Consider the following 15,822-nt stretch of genomic DNA (forward strand, 5'->3'; position numbering starts at 1 on the left):
CGGCCCGGGTCGCCGCGCTCGACCGGATGGCCGATGGCGTCGTCGCCTGGGGCGAGTGCGCCGTTGCGCTGGAGGACCGCCGCGCCGCCCTGCTGCTGTCGGGCGCGGCCCGGCTGGCGCTGGCGGCGGTGCCGGCCGGCCTGCACGGGCTGCGCCAGGCCCTGGCGGCCCTGCCGGCGCGACTCGCGGCCGGGCAGGACCCGGTGCCCGAGATCACGGCCCTGGCCGAACGCCCGGACTGGATCCTGGATGGCTGGGACATGCTGGCCGCGCTCTGGGCCGCCTCCCCGCCCGCCGAACACGGCATGGCGCTGCACGACGCGCTGGCGCAACTGCCCGTGCCCCCGCTGGAGGCCGAGACCTGGCCCGGCCCGGCGGCGGACTGGGACACGCTGCTGCGAGGCCGCCGCCTGGTCGCCCCCCGCCCGGCCTGGGCGCGCCAGGGCCGCGGCCTGCTGATCGCCCGCAACGAACAGCTGCTGGGCATCGCCGCTTGACGGCGATGGGCAGCACGGCGCGGCAGCTCCGCGCGGCGCTGGCGGGGGCGCCGGACGCGGCGCTCGGCCGCGTCGTCGCCATGCTGGACGGGCTGGCCGACCGCGGCGAGGTGGATGCGGTGCTGGAAGGCGTCCGTCCGCGGCTGCGCGCCCTGCGCCCCGCGCGGCCGCTGCGGCTTGCGCGGATCCTGCTGCTGCCGGCGGAAGGCGCGCTGGTCGCGCCGGCGGACTGGAAGGGCGCGGCGGCGCAGATCCCGCGCAACGCCATCGCCCCACTGGTCGCCGCCGTGCAGGCCGGGCTCGGCCCCCTCGCCGCGGAGATCGAGGCCGCGGCCCTCGGCCACACCACCGATGATCATGACCTGGTGCGAGGGCTCGGCGCGCGGCTGTGGCCGGCGGCGGGCGCGCTGCGGATCGCGGCGCCGCCGCGCGGCTGGGCGGAAGCCGGGCTGCCGGCCGCGGCGGCCGCGCCGATGCTGGATCTCTGCGCCGCGCTCTGGCGCCACGGGGTCGCGCTGTGGGCGGCGCGGGAGGCCGCGGCGGACGGGCCGCCGGATGCGCTGCTGCGGGCCGCGCTCGTGCCGCTCGCGGCGGAAGGCGCGGCGCCGCTCACCGCCGCGATGGTGGGGCTGCTGCGCCACGCCGCGCGGCCCGGGGCCATCGCCGGCCTGGCCGCCGGCCTGCATCCCGCGGCCGGTTCCGCCGCCGGGCGCGAGGTGGCGGCGATGCTGGAACAGGACGCCGCGGCCATCTCCGCCTGCGACAGCCCGGCCGCCGCCGCCAGCGCCGCCGCCGCGCTCGGCGAACGGCTCTCTGACCTGGAGGCGGTGGCGGCGGGCGGCCTTCTCGCGGGGGAGCGGAAGCGGATGGCGGCCATCCGCCGCGACGGAGCGGAAAGCTGCCGCCTGCGCTTCGACGCCGCGCTGGCATCTCGCCTGCTGCTGCCGGCGGCGCAGGCCTGCGGCGGCCCGCCCGCGGACGATGCCACGGTCGCTGCCCTGGAAGCCGCCGCGCGGGAACTGCGCCAGCTGGAAAGCGCCGGGCGGCGCCTGGGCGGGGAAGCCGCCTTCGACCGCGCCCTGCGCGACGCGGTGGCCCGGCTGATCGCGCTCGGCGCGGCGCCCGGCGGGCTCACCCGCATCGAGATCGCGCGGATGGTGGAGATCCTGGCCGGCCCGGAGGCCGCGCTGCCCCTGCTGGCGGGCTGATCGTCGCCGGGCCGGATCATACCCGGCACACGAAGTTCATCCTGCGGCCCGCAGGGCCGAGCGGCCGGATGGCCGCCGCGTCAGGTGGCGCGCACCGGGCCGGCGGATGCCGGCACCCGGCGCCAGGCATCAGCCTTCGGCGAAGCGGGGGCCGGTGTCGGGCTGGCCCTCGGTGGTCTCGCTGCCGGCGCGCCAGCGATGGGTGGAGGCGCCGAAGGCCACCATCGTCCCCGCCTCGTCGAACACCTCCGTCCGGCAGAAGAAGATGTTGCGCCCGCGGCTGACCACGCGCCCTTCCGCCACCAGCCGCCCGCCCTTCACCTGGCCGGTGAAGCGGCAATCGAGGTCGAGCGTGACGGCGCGGCGGACATTCCCCGGCACGCTGCACCACAGCCCGGCATAGGCCGCCGCCTGGTCGATCATCGACAGCACCACCCCGCCATGGGTGATGCCGGAGCGGTTGCGGTGCCGCGGCCCGGTCTGGCAGGCGATGCGCGCATGGCCGTCGCGCCATTCGACCAGCGTGATGCCGAGCAGGTCGTGATAGGGCGAGGCGCCGGGGTCGAGGTCGGGTTCGGGTGTGCCATCGGTCATGCGCGCTGCGTGCAACCGCCGCGGCGCAAGGTCAAGCCATGTGGCACGGGCCGGCGCCGGCGCTCAGCCGATCTGCAGGTTCTGCAGGCTCTCCTCCAGTTCCTGGAAGCTCGGCATCGAATGGCTCGGCGCCATCTTGCGGCCCGTCTCCACCGCCACCTGCGGTGCGTTGCCGTGCAGATGCGCCACCAGCACGGCGCGGATCACCTCGAAATACTTCGCCTCCTCCTCCACCACGCCCTTCAGCCGCGTCGCCATCGGGCCCATCAGTCCATAGGCCAGCAGCACGCCGAGGAAGGTGCCCACCAGCGCGCCGCCGATCATCTTGCCCAGCACGGAAGGCGGCTGGTCGATCGAGCCCATCGTCTTGATGACGCCGAGCACGGCGGCGACGATGCCGAGCGCGGGCAGCGCATCGGCGATGTTCTGCAGCGCGTGGGAGGGGTGGAGCTCCTCCTCCTTCAGCTTCTTCAGCTCCCGCGCCATCACGTCCTCGATCTGGTGCGGGTCGTCGGCGTTCATCCCGATCATGCGCAGGTAGTCGCAGATCATCGTCACCGCGTGGTGGTCGGCGGCGATCTTCGGGAATTTCTGGAAGGCCGCGCTCTCCTGCGGGCGCTCGATATGCGCCTCCAGCGCCATCGCGCCCTTCTGCTGCGCCAGCCGCACGAACCAGTAGAGCAGCGACAGCATCTCCACGTAGTCGGACTTGTGGTAGCGCGCGCCCTTCATGATCTTCCCGAAGCCCGCCATCGTGTGCTTGATGTCGTGCATGCTGTTCGACATGACGAATGCGCCGATGGCGGCGCCGCCGATCATCATCATCTCGAAGGGCAGCGCGCCGATGATGATGCCGAACTTGCCGCCGGCGATCAGGTAGCCGCCGAACACCATCACCAGCAGGAAGCCGAAGCCCGCGATCGCCATCATGGGGCGCGACCCTCCGCCCCCGCATCCGCCCGGCGGATCAGGGTGATGGCGACGCGCCGGTTCGCCGCCGCCGCGGGCTGGTCGGGCAGCAGCGGCTGGCGTTCGGCATAGCCCGCGACGCTGCGGATCCGCGCCTCCGGCAGGCCGGCCTCCACCAGCAGCCGGCGCGTGGCGTTGGCGCGTTCCGCCGAGAGGTCCCAGTTCGAGCGGTCGGTGCCACCGCGGAAGGGCGTGGCGTCGGTGTGGCCGGTGACGGCGACCGGGTTGTCCAGCCGCGCCGCCACCGCCGCGACGCGGCCCACCAGCAGGCGCGCGCGCTCGTTCGGCGCGCTGCCGCCCAGCGCGAACATCGGCTGGCGCTCCGCGTCGAGGAGTTGGATGCGCAGCCCCTCCGGCGACTGCTCGATCAGCAGCTGCCGCGCGAGGTCGGCCAGCGCCGGGTCCTGGGAGACGGCCTGACGGATCTCCTCCGCCGCGCGGGCGAAAGCCTCCCGCTCGCGCCGGGCGGCCTCGGCGCGGAGTTCCGCATCCGACAGGCGGCGTGGGTCGGGGGCGGCGCGGGGGTCCGCATCGCCGGGCGGGGCATCGGCGCGGGCGGTGCGGACCCGGCGCGGATCGGCCTCCTCGTCGTCGCCCTCGGGCCCGTCGCGGCGGGGGACGGGCCGCGCGGCGTTCGGCACGTCCTCCTCCACCTCGACATCCGGCAGCACGGGGACGGGGCCGGTCTGGAGGCGGATGGCGCCGGCGTTCTGCGTCATCGGTTCCGATTCGTGGGGCGTGCGCCCGCCGAAGGGCTGGCCCGACCCGGTGGTCGTGCGGCCCATGACGTTGGTGGGGGCGAAGAAGTCGGCGATGCCGCGGCGCTGTTCCTCCGTCGTGGCGTTCAGCAGCCACATCAGCAGGAAGAAGGCCATCATCGCCGTGACGAAATCGGCATAGGCCACCTTCCAGGCGCCGCCATGGTGGCCGTGCCCGCCTTCCTCCACCTTCTTCAGGACGATCGTCGCCCCGCCGTTCCGGCCCTTCGCCATGCGGCCGGTATGCCGCGGGCCGGGTTAAGCGGGGGCTAAGCCCGCTTCGCCCGCGCGATGTGCTACCCGCGCCTGGCCGGCACGAAGCGCCAGGGCGCTGCGCTGTCCTCGTTGGGGTCGAGCGCCAGCCGGTGCTCCAGCGGGGGGAAGGCGCGGGACCGGCAGTCGGCGCGGTCGCAGAGCCGGCAGGACAGGCCGATGCCCACCGCCGCGCCCGCGAGGTCCAGCCCGTCCGCATAGACCACCTCGGCGGCGCGGGAGATGTCGCAGCCCATCGCCACCACATGCACCGGCGCGGGTTCGCCCCAGCGCGTGATCGGCGCCGCGATGGCGCGCGCGAAGCACAGGAAGGTGGCCCCGTCCGGCAGCTGCGCCACCTGCACGCGCGTCGTCCCCGGGCTTTCGAAGGCGCGGTGGACCACCCATTTCGGGCAGGACCCGCCGAAGCGCGCGAAGGGGAACCCGGCGGCGGAGAAGCGCTTGTCCACGTTGCCGGCGGGGTCGACGCGCAGGAAGAAGAAGGGCACGCCGCGCGCGCCATCCCGCTGCAGCGTGGACAGCCGGTGCGCCGCCTGTTCGAAGCTGACGCCGAAGCGCGCGGCCAGCGCCTCCACCTCGTGCCGCAGGTCCCGCGCGGCGGCGAGGAAGGCGGCATAGGGCATCAGCAGCGCGGCGGCGGCGTAGTTCAGCAGGCCGAGCCGGATCAGCGCCGCGGCTTCCGCCGTGCTCGGCTCCGCAGGCGCGATCGCGGCTTCCACCGCGTCGCGCGCCTCCAGCAGCATCAGCTGGAAGGCCAGCTGGAAGCCCCGGCTTTCCCGCGGCAGCGATTCCGACAAGTCCAGCCGGCGCGACGCCGGGTCGTAGCGCCGCAGCGCGCCGTCCAGCGCGCCCACATGCACCGTGACCCCATGCGTGCGGCGCAGCCTCTCGGCGATGGCGTGGTTCATCTCGGCGGGGCTTGCCCGCAGGTCGCCGCCGATCCGCTCGGCCACCTCCTCCAGCGCGCGGAAGTGGTTGGCGCGGTCGTGGAAGAAGTCGCGCGCCTCCTCGTTCGGCAGCAGCAGGCGTCGCCCCGTCGGCAGCGCGATGCCCGACGCATCCTCCCGCGCGACGCGCCAGGCGCGGTAGAGCGCGAGCACCGCGCGCGCCGCGTTGGGCGCGCCCGCGGCAAGCGTCGCGACCTCCGCCTCCGGCACGGTCTCGAGCCCGAGCAGCGGGTCGGACAGCACTTCCCGCAGGCCGGCTTCCACCTGCCGCTCGCGCGATCCCGACAACGCCGCGAGATCCACGGCCAGCGTCTCGCCGAGCTTGATCAGCAGGCTGGCGGTCACCACGCGCTGGTCGTGCTCGATCAGGTTCAGGTAGCTGGCGGAGATGCCGAGCCGGGCGGCCAGGCCCTGCTGCGTCAGGCCACGCTCCATGCGCAGGCGACGGACCGTGCGGCCGATCAGCGGGCGAGACATTCTTTTCGTCCTTTACAAAATCAGGACCAGGACCGGTCAAGCGGGCCACTTCATTGCCGCTTCGGGGGGAGGATCGCGGCTGAACTTCGGCAGCGCAATGTGAATTATTCACTCGCGCCGCGGATGTGATCCCGGCGGCGAGGAGCCCCAGATGACCCGTCCCACCCCCTCTCCCACCCTCTCCCCGGACGGCGCCGGCTTCGGCGGCGCGCCGCAGCCGGGCCGCTTCGACGGCATCCGCCGCGACTACGGCCCGGCCGATGTCGCCCGCCTCGCCGGGTCCTTCCGCGTGCAGCACACGCTGGCCGACATGGGCGCGCGGCGGCTGTGGCAGCTGCTGAAGTCCGAGCCCTTCGTGAACACCCTCGGCGCGCTCACCGGCATGCAGGCGGTGCAGCAGGTGAAAGCCGGGCTGAAGGCGATCTACCTGTCGGGCTGGCAGGTGGCGGCGGATGCGAACACCGGCGGGCAGATGTATCCGGATCAGTCGCTCTACCCCGTCGATTCCGTCCCCGATGTCGTCCGCCGCATCAACAACGCGCTGCGCCGCTGCGACCAGATCGCGGTGCAGGAGGGCAAGGGCGACGCGACGCACTGGATGGCCCCGATCGTCGCCGATGCGGAAGCCGGGTTTGGCGGCGCGCTGAACGCCTTCGAACTCATGCGCGCCATGATCGCGGCCGGCGCCGCGGGCGTGCATTTCGAGGACCAGCTGAGCAGCGAGAAGAAGTGCGGCCATCTCGGCGGGAAGGTGCTGGTGCCGATCGCCCAGCACATTCGCACGCTGAACGCCGCCCGGCTGGCCGCCGACGTGGAGGGCGTGCCGACCGTGCTGCTGTGCCGGACGGACGCCGAATCGGCGCAGCTGCTGACCAGCGACGTGGACGAGCGCGACCGCCCCTTCCTGAGCGGGGAGCGCACGCCGGAAGGCTTCTTCCGCATCAAGCCCGGCGCCGGCAAGGACTACGCCATCGCGCGCAGCCTGGCCTACGCCCCCTATGCCGACCTGCTGTGGTGGGAGACGAGCGACCCCGACCTCGACGACGCGCGCGCCTTCGCCGAGGCCATTCACCGCGAGTTCCCGGGGAAGATGCTGGCCTACAACTGCTCCCCCAGCTTCAACTGGCAGCGCAAGATGGGCGTCGAGGCCGCGGCGCGCTTCCAGCGCGAGATCGGCGCGATGGGCTACAGGTTCCAGTTCGTCACGCTCGCCGGCTTCCACAGCCTGAACCTGTCCATGTTCAAGCTGGCCCGCGGCTATGCCGAGCGCGGGATGGGCGCCTATTCGGAACTGCAACAGGCCGAATTCGCCGCCGAGGCCGAGGGCTTCACCGCCATCCGCCACCAGCGCGAGGTGGGGGTCGGCTATTTCGACGCGGTCGCAACCGCGGCCAGCGGCGGCCAAGCCAGCACCACCGCGCTCGCGACCTCAACCGAGGCCGCGCAGTTCGACCATGGCGCGAAGCGGCCCGCGCCCGCGCATTGACCCTCCACGCCCCGCCCGCAACGCAGGAGAACCGCGATGAACGACGACACCCATGACGACGGCCTGGTGCATTCCCATGGATGGGCGACGGAGCCGCCCCCAAGCGTCGGGCGGCTGCTGCGCCCGGCCGATGGCGATCCAGCCATCGCGACGCCCGACATCGCCGCGGCGATGTCCGTGAAGCAGGACCATGACGACGGCCTGGTGCACGGCCATGGCTGGGCCTGCGCCGACCGTGGCCGCATGCGCCACGCCTGACGCCGCCGGCCCCGCCACCTCCTCCCGTCGCGGGGGAGGGGGCGGGGTTCTGCGTCAGCCGCCCGCCGCCAGCGCCTCGGCGAAGACCTTCGGGTCCACGTTGCCGCCGCTGACCACCACGCCCAGCGTCTTCCCGCGCGCCTCCACCTTTCCCGCCAGCACCGCCGCCAGCGCCACCGCGCCGCCGGGTTCCGCCACGACCTTCAGGTGCTCGAAGGCGAAGCGCATGGCGCGGAACACCTCCGCCCGCGTCACCACGACGCCGCCCGCCAGCCGCGGCAGGTTCACCGCGAAGGTCAGCGCGCCAGGGCGCATCGACAGCAGCGCGTCGCACAGCGTCTCGCCCGTGCCGTCATTGGCGATGCGCACCCCGGCTTCCAGGCTGCGGCGCGTGTCGTCCCACCCCTCCGGCTCCACCGCATGGACCCGCGTGTTCGGGGAGGCGCCTTCCACTGCCAGCGCGCAGCCCGCGATCAGCCCGCCCCCGCCGGTGCAGACCGCCATCGCGTCCAGCCCGAGGCCCGCCGCCGCCGCATCCTCGATCAGTTCCAGCGCCAGCGTGCCCTGGCCCGCGATCACGTCCGGATGGTCGAAGGGCGGCAGCAGGGTGGCGCCGCGCTCCGCCGCCAGGCGCTCGGCCAGCATCTCGCGGTCGGTCGTCCGGCGGTCGAAGAAGGCGATCTCGGCGCCCCAGCGGCGCGTGCCTTCCACCTTGATGGCGGGGGCGTCGGACGGCATGGCGACCAGGGCGGGCATCCCCAGCATCGCCGCCGCGCAGGACACCGCCTGGCCGTGGTTGCCGGAAGAATGCGTCACCACGCCCCGCGCCCGCTGCGCCTCCGGCAGCCGCAGCGCGGCATTGGTCGCGCCGCGCAGCTTGAAGCTGCCGGTCCGCTGCAACGGTTCGGGCTTCACCAGCACCGTGCCGCCGGCGATCTCGTCCAGCAGGCGGTGGCGCAGCATCGGCGTGCGCACGACATGCGGCGCGATGCGCGCCGCCGCCGCCTGCACATCCGCGAATCCGGGAAGCGGGGTGTTCATGCGCCGGCCCTCCGGAAGCGCGCGGGGTCCACCATCGGCGCCACCGCCGAGAGGTCGCCGGGCACTTCGCCCGTCACCAGCGCGGCCAGCAGCCGCCCGGCCGCCGGCGCGGTCTGGATCCCGTAGCCGCCCTGGCCGACCATCCAGAAGAAGCCCCTTGCCTCCGGATCCTCGCCAATGGCCAGGCCGCGGTCGGGCGTGAAGCTCCGCAGCCCCGCCCAGCGGTGCTCCACCCGCCGCACGGGGATGTCGAGCGCGGCCTGCATCCGCTCCACCGCGATCGCCACGTCCATCTCGTCCGGCTGCACGTCCTGCGGGTCCATGTCCGTCTCGTCGGCAGGGGAGACCATCAGCTTCCGCCGCGCCTCCGGCCGCACGTACCAGCCATGCGCGGCATCGCCCAGCAGCGGCCAGTCGGCGCAGTCATGCGCGCCGGGGTCGATCGTCAGCGCCGTGCGCCGCTTGGGTTGCAGCCCGATCGGCGCGACGCCCGCGATGCCCGCCACCTCGTCGCCCCAGGCGCCGGCCGCATCCACCAGGACGGGTGCGGCGAAGCTGGTGCCGGAACTCGTCTCCGCCTCCCAGGCGCCGCCATGCCGCGCGATGCGCCCGGCGCGGTGGCGCAGCGCCAGCACGCCGCCCGCCGCCTTCACCTGCCGCAGGAAGCCCGCATGGGTCGCCGCCACGTCGATGTCGAAGCCGTCGCGCTCGATCACGGCCGCGGCGGCGTAGCCCGGGCGCAGCACCGGCACCATCGCCGCCACCTCGGCCACCGGGATCGCCTCGATGCCCTGGCCTTCCGCCACCATCCTCTCCAGCAGCGGCACCTGGTCGGGGGGGGCGAGCGTCACCAGCGGGCGCGGGCGCAGCAGCGGGGCCTCGGCGAAGCCGGCCGGCGGCGCCGCGTAGAAGGCCCGCGACGCGCCCGTCAGCAGCCGCGCATCGGGCGAGCCGTAGTTGAGGATCCAGAGCGCGGCGGACCGCCCGGTGCTGTGGTAGCCCGCGCTCTCCTCCGCCTCCAGCAGCGCGACCTTCAGGCCGCGCGCGGCGAGATGCGCGGCCGAGGTGGCGCCCGCCATGCCGGCGCCGATGATGACCGCATCGAAGACCTGTGTGCCCATGCCCCGCATGGTTCGGCCGGGCGGGCCGGCGGTCAATCCCGGGTCGCGAAACGCGTCCCCAGCCTGCGGGGCGCGCCGCGCGCCCGCTCGCGGCCGTCTCCTTGCCGGAGGCGGCCGCGAGCGTCCGCGTCAGGCCGCGCCGCGGCCGGGGCGGCGCGTCGGGTCGTTCGCCACGCTGTCCTCGTCCACCTCGACCTCGGTGCGGCGGACGGTGTCGCGGATGGTCTCGGTGCGCTCGGTGACGTCCTTGTTCACCACCACCTCGCCGGTGACGCGGACATCCTTCTGCACCACCGCCTCCTCGACGCTCTCCTCCGCCTCGATCACCCGCTCGCGGAACAGGTCGGCGTCGCTGCCCGTCGCGGCGCGGTCCACGGCGTGGCGCTCGACATGCACGCGCTCCTCGCGCAGCGTCACCTGCTCCTCGACCGGCGTCTCGACGACGTAGGAGCGCACGCGCACGCGGCCCGCATGGGCTTCGCGCTTGCCGACGCGCAGGCGCTCCTCGGCGATCGGGATGCTCTCCTCGCGCCCGGTCATGCCGGTGGCGCCGGTCCGGCCGGCGGCGCCGGTCGCGTCGTGCATGGAGGTCACCGCCGTGCCATCGGTGCGCGCGATGCCGGCGGCATCGGTGGCGCGCATTTCGTTCTCCGGATGGGCGCCGCTGATGTTGGTGCCGGCCACCTGGTCCACGGCGCGGCTGGCCATGGTGCCGGGCGGGTTGCTGCCGCCCTGCCCCGGCATCGCGGCCAGGCCCGTGCGGCTGCCGTCCGAGGAGGCGCCGAGCGCGGCGCCCATGCCCATGCCGGCGGCGCCGGTCCAGCCTTCCTGCCGCCAGCTCGCCTCGCGCGCGTCGAGGTCGACGGCGCCGGCCGCCTCCAGCGCGTCCATCGCGCGGTCGAGCCGGGCCTCGTCCACCTGCGCCGTGACCAGGCGGGCGCCGCGGCGCAGCCCCTCGCCGTAGGCGGCGCGGTCGTCATCCGGCACGAAGAGGTCGGCAATGGCGGCGAGGATGCCGCGGTCCTCGGGCGCGGTGGCGACGGTGCCGCCATGGCCGCTGCCCGACTGGGCGGCGTGGACGCGGACATCGGTGATGCCGAGGCCGCGCAGCGCCTCCACGGCGCGGTCGGCCTCGGCCTGGCTGTCGAACATGGCGGTGACGGTGCGTTGCATGCTGGGGGGATCTCCGTTGAACTCGGGTTCGTCGATGTCGTCGGCGACCGGCAGGCGGGTGACCTGCACGGACTGGCGGAGCACCGGCGCGGCGAGGGTGACGGGCTCGTCCTCCACACGCAGGCGGAAGCGGATCTCCTCCGTCACCACCAGGCGGCGGACGAGCACGAGCCGCTCCTCCAGCACGGGGACGACGAGCGTGTCGCCCTCCTGCCGGACCGGCGGCGGCGCATCCACCTCGCGCTCCACCGCCACGCGCTCGATCTCGGCGAGGCGGCGATGGCGCGTGGCGGTCACCTCGGCCGGCACCGATTCGGTGCCGACCGACACCCGCACGCGGCTGGTGACGCGGCGGCGGTGCGCGACGCGCACCACCTCCTCATGCAGCGGAAGGCGGCCGATCTCTATGGCCGCGACCGGTTCGGCCATGCAGGTGCCTCCGACGATGCGGGGAGAACGGGTCGGCGGGCCGGGCGTTCCGACCGGGCGCGCAACGGCGTGAGCTTTCCCGAGCCGCAACCCCGCCCGCCCGCTGCGGGCTTGCGGCCGGCATCCCCGGATGCCTAACCTTCCAGGGATGCAACCGGCATGGCCGATGAACGGCTGGCCGAGGTTGCACGACGGAGGAACACGGGATGGCAGACGGGATTTCCCGGCGTGGCGCGCTGCGCGCCGGCGCGGGCGTGCTGGCGGCGGGCACCCTCGCGGCGCCGATGGTCCACGCCCAGGGCAGCGGCGGCAACCTGCGCTTCGCCTTCTGGGACCACTGGGTCCCCGGCAGCAACGACGCTCTGCGCCAGCTCGGCACCCGCTGGGCCGAGCGGAACCGGGTGAACCTCACGCTCGACTTCATCAACACCACCGGCAACCAGCTGCAGCTGACCGCCGCCGCGCAGGCGCAGTCGCGCAGCGGGCATGACGGCATCAGCCTCGGCCCCTGGGATGTCGGCGCCTATGCCGACCAGCTGGAGCCGGTGGATGACGTGATCGGCCGGCTGGTCCAGAAGTTCGGCCCGATCAACCCGGTGGCGGAGTTCCTGGGCAAGCGCGGCGGCGCCTGGCGCGGCGTGCCGGCGACCAGCGGCACCCAGAACAAGCCCGCGCTCTGCCGCGCCGACCTCCTCCAGCAGCATGCCGGCATCGATGTCCGCGCCATGTGGCCCGCCCGCGCCGAGAAGGGGCCCGGCGCCGACCAGTGGAACTGGGACACCTTCCTCCGCGCGGCCGAGGCCTGCCACCGCGCCGGCGTGCCCTTCGGCCTGCCGATGGGCCAGTTCACCGACGCGGTGGACTGGGTGGGCGGGCTGTTCGCCAGCTACGGCGCGCGCATCACCGACGAACGCGGCAACCCCACCATCCGCGGCAACCAGGAACTCCGCCAGGTGGTCGACTACGCCGTGCGGCTGTCGCGCTTCCTGCCGAACGACGTCTGGGCCTGGGACGACGCGTCGAACAACCGCGCGCTGATCTCCGGCCGGTCCGCGCTGATCTTCAACCCGCCTTCCGCCTGGGCGGTGGCCAAGCGCGACGCGCCGCAGGTGGCGGAGAACTGCTGGACTGTGCCGATGCCGGCCGGCCCGCAGGGCCGCTTCCTGGCCTACCTGCCCTGGACCACGGGGATCTGGGCCTTCGGCCGCAACAAGGCCGCGGCCAAGAGCTTCGTCGAATTCCTGGGCGAGCGGGAGAGCGCGGAGTTCACCACCAACTTCTCGGGCGGCTACGACATCCCGCCGCATCTCAGCATGGCCGACTTCAAGGTGTGGGAGACGGAAGGGCCGCCCGTCGGCACCATCTACAACTACCCGCTGAAGCCGCACCACGACGCGCGCTATTCCATCGCCTTCTCCCCGGCGCCGCCGGAACTGGCCAGCCAGATGTACATCCAGGCGCTGAACACGAAGCTGATCGCCCGCGTGTCGCAGGGGGGCGAGAGCATCGACGCCGCGCTCGGCTGGCTGGAGCGCGAGATCACCAACATGCGCCGCAGCCTCTAGGCCGCAGCGTTCGGCACGGAAAAGGCCCCGGGCGCGCGCCCGGGGCCGCGCAACCGGGAGGCGCGAGATGGCCGACGGCGCGGCGCTGGGCATGGGACAGGCGGCGGGGGCGCGGCGGGGCGGGTCCCTGCAACGCTTCGCGCGACGGCGGTCGACCATCGCCTTCCTGATGACGCTGCCGCTGATCGCGGTGATCGGCGGGCTGGTGGCGTGGCCGGCGGCCTATGCCATCTACCTGTCCACGCTGAACCGGCGGATGACCGCCTTCATCGGCCTCGGCAACTTCGAGGTGCTGCTGGATTCCGAGACCTTCCGCGCGGTGATCTGGCAATCCGTGTTCTTCGCCGTCACCGCCGTGATCCTCAAGGCGCTGATCGGCTTCTGGCTGGCGCACATGCTGCACCACATCCCCACCAAGGGTCAGCGCAAGTGGCGCGGCATGCTGCTGGTGCCCTGGGTGATCCCGCCGGCGCTGTCCACGCTGGGCTGGTGGTGGATGTTCGAGCCTTCGTACTCCTCGATCAACTGGATCCTGAACATCTTCGCGGTGCCCGCCGTCCCCTGGCTGGGCGAGCCGTGGTGGGCGCGCATCTCCGTCATCATCGTCAATGTCTGGTACGGCGCGCCCTTCTTCATGATCATGTACCTCGCCGCGCTGAAATCCGTGCCGGAACAGCTCTACGAGGCCGCGGCGATCGACGGCGCGACGGGCTGGCAGCGGCTGCGCTACGTGACGCTGCCGATGATGCGCAACATCATCTCCATCACCGTGCTGTTCAGCCTGATCGTGACCTTCGCGAACTACGACATCGTGCGCGTGCTGACCAATGGCGGCCCGCGGGACCTGACGCATGTCTTCGCGTCCTACGCCTTCCAGGTGGGGGTGCTGGCCGGCAACATCCCGCGCGGCGCGGCGGTCAGCCTGTTCATGTTCCCGATCCTGGCGGTGATCGCGTTCTTCGTGCTGCGCGGCATCAACCGCCGCAACCGGGAGGAGGCGTGATGAGCACCGCCACGACCGCCGCCGCCACGCCCGCGGCGATGTACGGCAAGGCCGGCAGCCTGCGGCGGGAACGCCGCTGGGCGCTGGTCACGGCCTATGTCTCTCTCGTCATCGCCGCGATCGTCATGCTGGCGCCGCCGGTCTACATGCTGCTGACCAGCCTGAAGACCAGCGCGGAGGTCGCGAACCTGGCCGGGAATCCCTGGCTGGTCCGCGACCCCACGCTCGAGAACTACCGCGCGCTGCTGACCAACCCGATGTTCATGGGGTTCTTCTGGAACAGCATCAAGGTGACGGTGCTGGTGGTGGCGATCAGCATGGTGATCTCCGTCCTCGCGGCCTTCGCGCTCGGGCGGATGCGGTTCTGGGGCAGCCAGTTCCTGGCCACCGGCGTCTTCCTCACCTACCTGGTGCCGGACACGCTGCTGTTCATCCCGCTCTACCAGATCGTCGGCAGCCTCGGCCTGCTGAACTCCACCTGGGGGCTGGTGCTGATCTACCCGACGCTGACGGTGCCCTTCTGCACCTGGATCATGATCGGCTACTTCGCCTCCATCCCGAAGGAACTGGACGAGGCCGCGCTGATCGACGGCGCGAACTGGATGCAGATGCTGTTCCGGATCTTCATCCCCGTCGCGCTGCCCGGCATCATCGCCGCCACCATCTTCGCCTTCACGGTGAGCTGGGCGGCCTTCGTCTACCCCACCGCCTTCATCACCACCCCGTCGGAGATGCCGATCACCATCGGCGTGGTCAGCCAGCTGATCCGCGGCGACACCTTCGCCTGGGGCCAGCTTATGGCCGGTGCGCTGCTCGCGGCGCTGCCGCCGGTGGTCGTCTACGCGTTCCTGATGGACTACTACATCGCCGGCCTGACCGCCGGCGCGACGAAGGGCTGAACCATGGCGCAGGTTTCCATCCGCAAGGTCGTCAAGGCGTATGAGGGCGGCGTGCAGGCGGTGAAGGGCATCGACCTCGACATCGCCGACCATGAATTCGTCGTCCTCGTCGGCCCGTCGGGCTGCGGCAAGTCCACCACGCTGCGGATGATCGCGGGGCTCGAGGAGATCACCTCGGGCGAGATCGCGATCGGCGGCACGGTGGTGAACGACATCCCCCCCCGCGACCGCGACATCGCCATGGTGTTCCAGAACTACGCGCTCTACCCGCACATGTCGGTCTACGAGAACATGGCCTTCGGGCTGACGCTGCGGAAGTTCCCGAAGGAGGAGATCGCGCGCCGCGTCAACAACGCCGCCCGCATCCTCGACATCGCGCCCCTGCTGGAGCGCAAGCCGAAGGCGCTGTCGGGCGGCCAGCGCCAGCGGGTGGCCATGGGCCGCGCCATCGTGCGCGACCCCAAGGTCTTCCTGTTCGACGAACCGTTGTCGAACCTCGACGCCAAGCTGCGCGTGCAGATGCGGACCGAGATCAAGAAGGTCCACCAGACGGTCCGCACCACCACCGTCTACGTCACCCACGACCAGGTGGAGGCGATGACGCTCGCCGACCGCGTGGTGGTGATGAACCACGGCGTGATCGAGCAGGTCGGCCCCCCGCAGGAGCTGTACCACCGCCCCGCGACCCGCTTCGTGGCCGGCTTCATCGGCAGCCCCGCGATGAACTTCATCCCCGCCCGGGTGGAGAACGGGTCCGGCGCGCTCCGCCTCAGCCTGCCGAACGGCATCGTCCTGCCGGTGCCCGCCGAACGCAGCGCGCGCTACCAGCCGATGGCCGGGAAGGAGGTGCTGTTCGGCATCCGCCCCGAGCACCTGACCGAACCCAAGAACCTCGACCGTCCGAACATCGCCCTGTTCCAGCTGACGCCCGAGGTGATCGAGCCGATGGGGATGGAGACGCTGCTGCATCTCTGGATGCAGGGACACGAGGTGTGCAGCCGCATCGACCCCACAACCCCGGCCGAGCCCGGCCGCCCCATGCAGGTCGCGGCCGACCTCAACCACATGCACCTGATCGACCCCGACAGCGGACGCGTGCTGTAGGGGTCTGGACGCCCCGCCGG

At 73.0% G+C, this 15,822-nt stretch carries 15 protein-coding genes; 8 read left to right on the forward strand and 7 right to left on the reverse strand.

Annotated features, from left to right (window positions below):
- Positions 1–497: hypothetical protein (locus tag ACK8OX_RS18575; RefSeq protein ID WP_430665725.1), on the forward strand; the 497-nt coding region annotated here is incomplete at its 5' end.
- Positions 494–1,705 (forward strand): hypothetical protein, encoded by a 1,212-nt coding sequence (locus ACK8OX_RS18580; RefSeq protein WP_430665726.1) that lies wholly within the window; start codon positions 494–496, stop codon positions 1,703–1,705. The genes ACK8OX_RS18575 and ACK8OX_RS18580, both read left to right, overlap by 4 nt.
- 129 nt (positions 1,706–1,834) lie before the next feature.
- Here ACK8OX_RS18580 and ACK8OX_RS18585 read toward each other — a convergent pair whose 3' ends face one another.
- The 4 genes from ACK8OX_RS18585 to ACK8OX_RS18600 all read right to left on the reverse strand — a co-directional run bounded on the left by ACK8OX_RS18585 (position 1,835) and on the right by ACK8OX_RS18600 (position 5,723).
- Complete coding sequence (locus ACK8OX_RS18585; protein WP_430665727.1) at positions 1,835–2,299, reverse strand: PaaI family thioesterase; 465 nt, start codon at positions 2,297–2,299, stop codon at positions 1,835–1,837.
- Between the two features lie 63 nt (positions 2,300–2,362).
- The gene (gene motA, locus ACK8OX_RS18590) at positions 2,363–3,229 is read right to left on the reverse strand and encodes a flagellar motor stator protein MotA (protein WP_430665728.1); all 867 of its coding nucleotides are present in this window, start codon (positions 3,227–3,229) and stop codon (positions 2,363–2,365) included.
- Positions 3,226–4,260 carry a flagellar motor protein MotB gene (locus ACK8OX_RS18595; protein ID WP_430665729.1) on the reverse strand — a complete coding sequence of 345 codons (1,035 nt, stop codon included), beginning with the start codon at positions 4,258–4,260 and terminating at the stop codon, positions 3,226–3,228. The genes motA and ACK8OX_RS18595 overlap by 4 nt, the downstream gene beginning before the upstream one ends.
- A 62-nt stretch (positions 4,261–4,322) precedes the next feature.
- Entirely contained in the window at positions 4,323–5,723 is a 1,401-nt protein-coding gene (locus ACK8OX_RS18600) for a helix-turn-helix domain-containing protein (protein WP_430665730.1), read from the reverse strand.
- 151 nt (positions 5,724–5,874) lie between these two features.
- Here ACK8OX_RS18600 and aceA point away from each other — a divergent pair, with 151 nt between their 5' ends.
- Together aceA and ACK8OX_RS18610 are read left to right on the forward strand one after the other, a co-directional pair.
- Positions 5,875–7,209, forward strand: a complete 1,335-nt coding sequence (gene aceA, locus ACK8OX_RS18605; protein WP_430665731.1) for an isocitrate lyase — start codon at positions 5,875–5,877, stop codon at positions 7,207–7,209.
- Positions 7,210–7,245: 36 nt separating this feature from the next.
- Positions 7,246–7,467: a hypothetical protein gene (locus tag ACK8OX_RS18610; RefSeq protein ID WP_430665732.1), complete on the forward strand. Its 222-nt coding sequence runs from the start codon at positions 7,246–7,248 to the stop codon at positions 7,465–7,467.
- Positions 7,468–7,521: 54 nt separating this feature from the next.
- Here ACK8OX_RS18610 and ACK8OX_RS18615 read toward each other — a convergent pair whose 3' ends face one another.
- The 3 genes from ACK8OX_RS18615 to ACK8OX_RS18625 form a co-directional block, all read right to left on the reverse strand.
- Positions 7,522–8,508 (reverse strand): threonine ammonia-lyase, encoded by a 987-nt coding sequence (locus ACK8OX_RS18615; RefSeq protein WP_430665733.1) that lies wholly within the window; start codon positions 8,506–8,508, stop codon positions 7,522–7,524.
- Positions 8,505–9,629, reverse strand: a complete 1,125-nt coding sequence (locus ACK8OX_RS18620) for an NAD(P)/FAD-dependent oxidoreductase (RefSeq protein ID WP_430665734.1) — start codon at positions 9,627–9,629, stop codon at positions 8,505–8,507. The genes ACK8OX_RS18615 and ACK8OX_RS18620 overlap by 4 nt, the downstream gene beginning before the upstream one ends.
- A 129-nt stretch (positions 9,630–9,758) precedes the next feature.
- Entirely contained in the window at positions 9,759–11,231 is a 1,473-nt protein-coding gene (locus ACK8OX_RS18625) for a YsnF/AvaK domain-containing protein (protein ID WP_430665735.1), read from the reverse strand.
- Positions 11,232–11,437: 206 nt separating this feature from the next.
- Here ACK8OX_RS18625 and ACK8OX_RS18630 point away from each other — a divergent pair, with 206 nt between their 5' ends.
- From ACK8OX_RS18630 to ACK8OX_RS18645, 4 genes are all read left to right on the forward strand, one after another.
- The gene (locus ACK8OX_RS18630; protein ID WP_430665736.1) at positions 11,438–12,796 is read left to right on the forward strand and encodes an ABC transporter substrate-binding protein; all 1,359 of its coding nucleotides are present in this window, start codon (positions 11,438–11,440) and stop codon (positions 12,794–12,796) included.
- 67 nt (positions 12,797–12,863) lie between these two features.
- Entirely contained in the window at positions 12,864–13,799 is a 936-nt protein-coding gene (locus ACK8OX_RS18635; RefSeq protein ID WP_430665737.1) for a carbohydrate ABC transporter permease, read from the forward strand.
- Positions 13,799–14,698: a carbohydrate ABC transporter permease gene (locus tag ACK8OX_RS18640; RefSeq protein WP_430665738.1), complete on the forward strand. Its 900-nt coding sequence runs from the start codon at positions 13,799–13,801 to the stop codon at positions 14,696–14,698. The genes ACK8OX_RS18635 and ACK8OX_RS18640 overlap by 1 nt, the downstream gene beginning before the upstream one ends.
- Positions 14,699–14,701: 3 nt before the next feature.
- Complete coding sequence (locus tag ACK8OX_RS18645; protein WP_430665739.1) at positions 14,702–15,802, forward strand: ABC transporter ATP-binding protein; 1,101 nt, start codon at positions 14,702–14,704, stop codon at positions 15,800–15,802.
- Positions 15,803–15,822: the final 20 nt, after the last annotated feature.

The sequence above is a fragment of the Falsiroseomonas sp. CW058 genome (assembly GCF_050563535.1).
Classification (GTDB): domain Bacteria; phylum Pseudomonadota; class Alphaproteobacteria; order Acetobacterales; family Acetobacteraceae; genus Falsiroseomonas.

Excerpts from the sequence above, each read along its gene's own strand:
- ACK8OX_RS18585 (WP_430665727.1), bottom strand. The coding sequence starts at position 2,299 with ATGACCGATGGCACACCCGAACCCGACCTCGACCCCGGCGCCTCGCCC.
- motA (WP_430665728.1), bottom strand. The coding sequence starts at position 3,229 with ATGATGGCGATCGCGGGCTTCGGCTTCCTGCTGGTGATGGTGTTCGGC.
- ACK8OX_RS18595 (WP_430665729.1), bottom strand. The coding sequence starts at position 4,260 with ATGGCGAAGGGCCGGAACGGCGGGGCGACGATCGTCCTGAAGAAGGTG.
- ACK8OX_RS18600 (WP_430665730.1), bottom strand. The coding sequence starts at position 5,723 with ATGTCTCGCCCGCTGATCGGCCGCACGGTCCGTCGCCTGCGCATGGAG.
- aceA (WP_430665731.1), top strand. The coding sequence starts at position 5,875 with ATGACCCGTCCCACCCCCTCTCCCACCCTCTCCCCGGACGGCGCCGGC.
- ACK8OX_RS18610 (WP_430665732.1), top strand. The coding sequence starts at position 7,246 with ATGAACGACGACACCCATGACGACGGCCTGGTGCATTCCCATGGATGG.
- ACK8OX_RS18615 (WP_430665733.1), bottom strand. The coding sequence starts at position 8,508 with ATGAACACCCCGCTTCCCGGATTCGCGGATGTGCAGGCGGCGGCGGCG.
- ACK8OX_RS18620 (WP_430665734.1), bottom strand. The coding sequence starts at position 9,629 with ATGGGCACACAGGTCTTCGATGCGGTCATCATCGGCGCCGGCATGGCG.
- ACK8OX_RS18625 (WP_430665735.1), bottom strand. The coding sequence starts at position 11,231 with ATGGCCGAACCGGTCGCGGCCATAGAGATCGGCCGCCTTCCGCTGCAT.
- ACK8OX_RS18630 (WP_430665736.1), top strand. The coding sequence starts at position 11,438 with ATGGCAGACGGGATTTCCCGGCGTGGCGCGCTGCGCGCCGGCGCGGGC.
- ACK8OX_RS18635 (WP_430665737.1), top strand. The coding sequence starts at position 12,864 with ATGGCCGACGGCGCGGCGCTGGGCATGGGACAGGCGGCGGGGGCGCGG.
- ACK8OX_RS18640 (WP_430665738.1), top strand. The coding sequence starts at position 13,799 with ATGAGCACCGCCACGACCGCCGCCGCCACGCCCGCGGCGATGTACGGC.
- ACK8OX_RS18645 (WP_430665739.1), top strand. The coding sequence starts at position 14,702 with ATGGCGCAGGTTTCCATCCGCAAGGTCGTCAAGGCGTATGAGGGCGGC.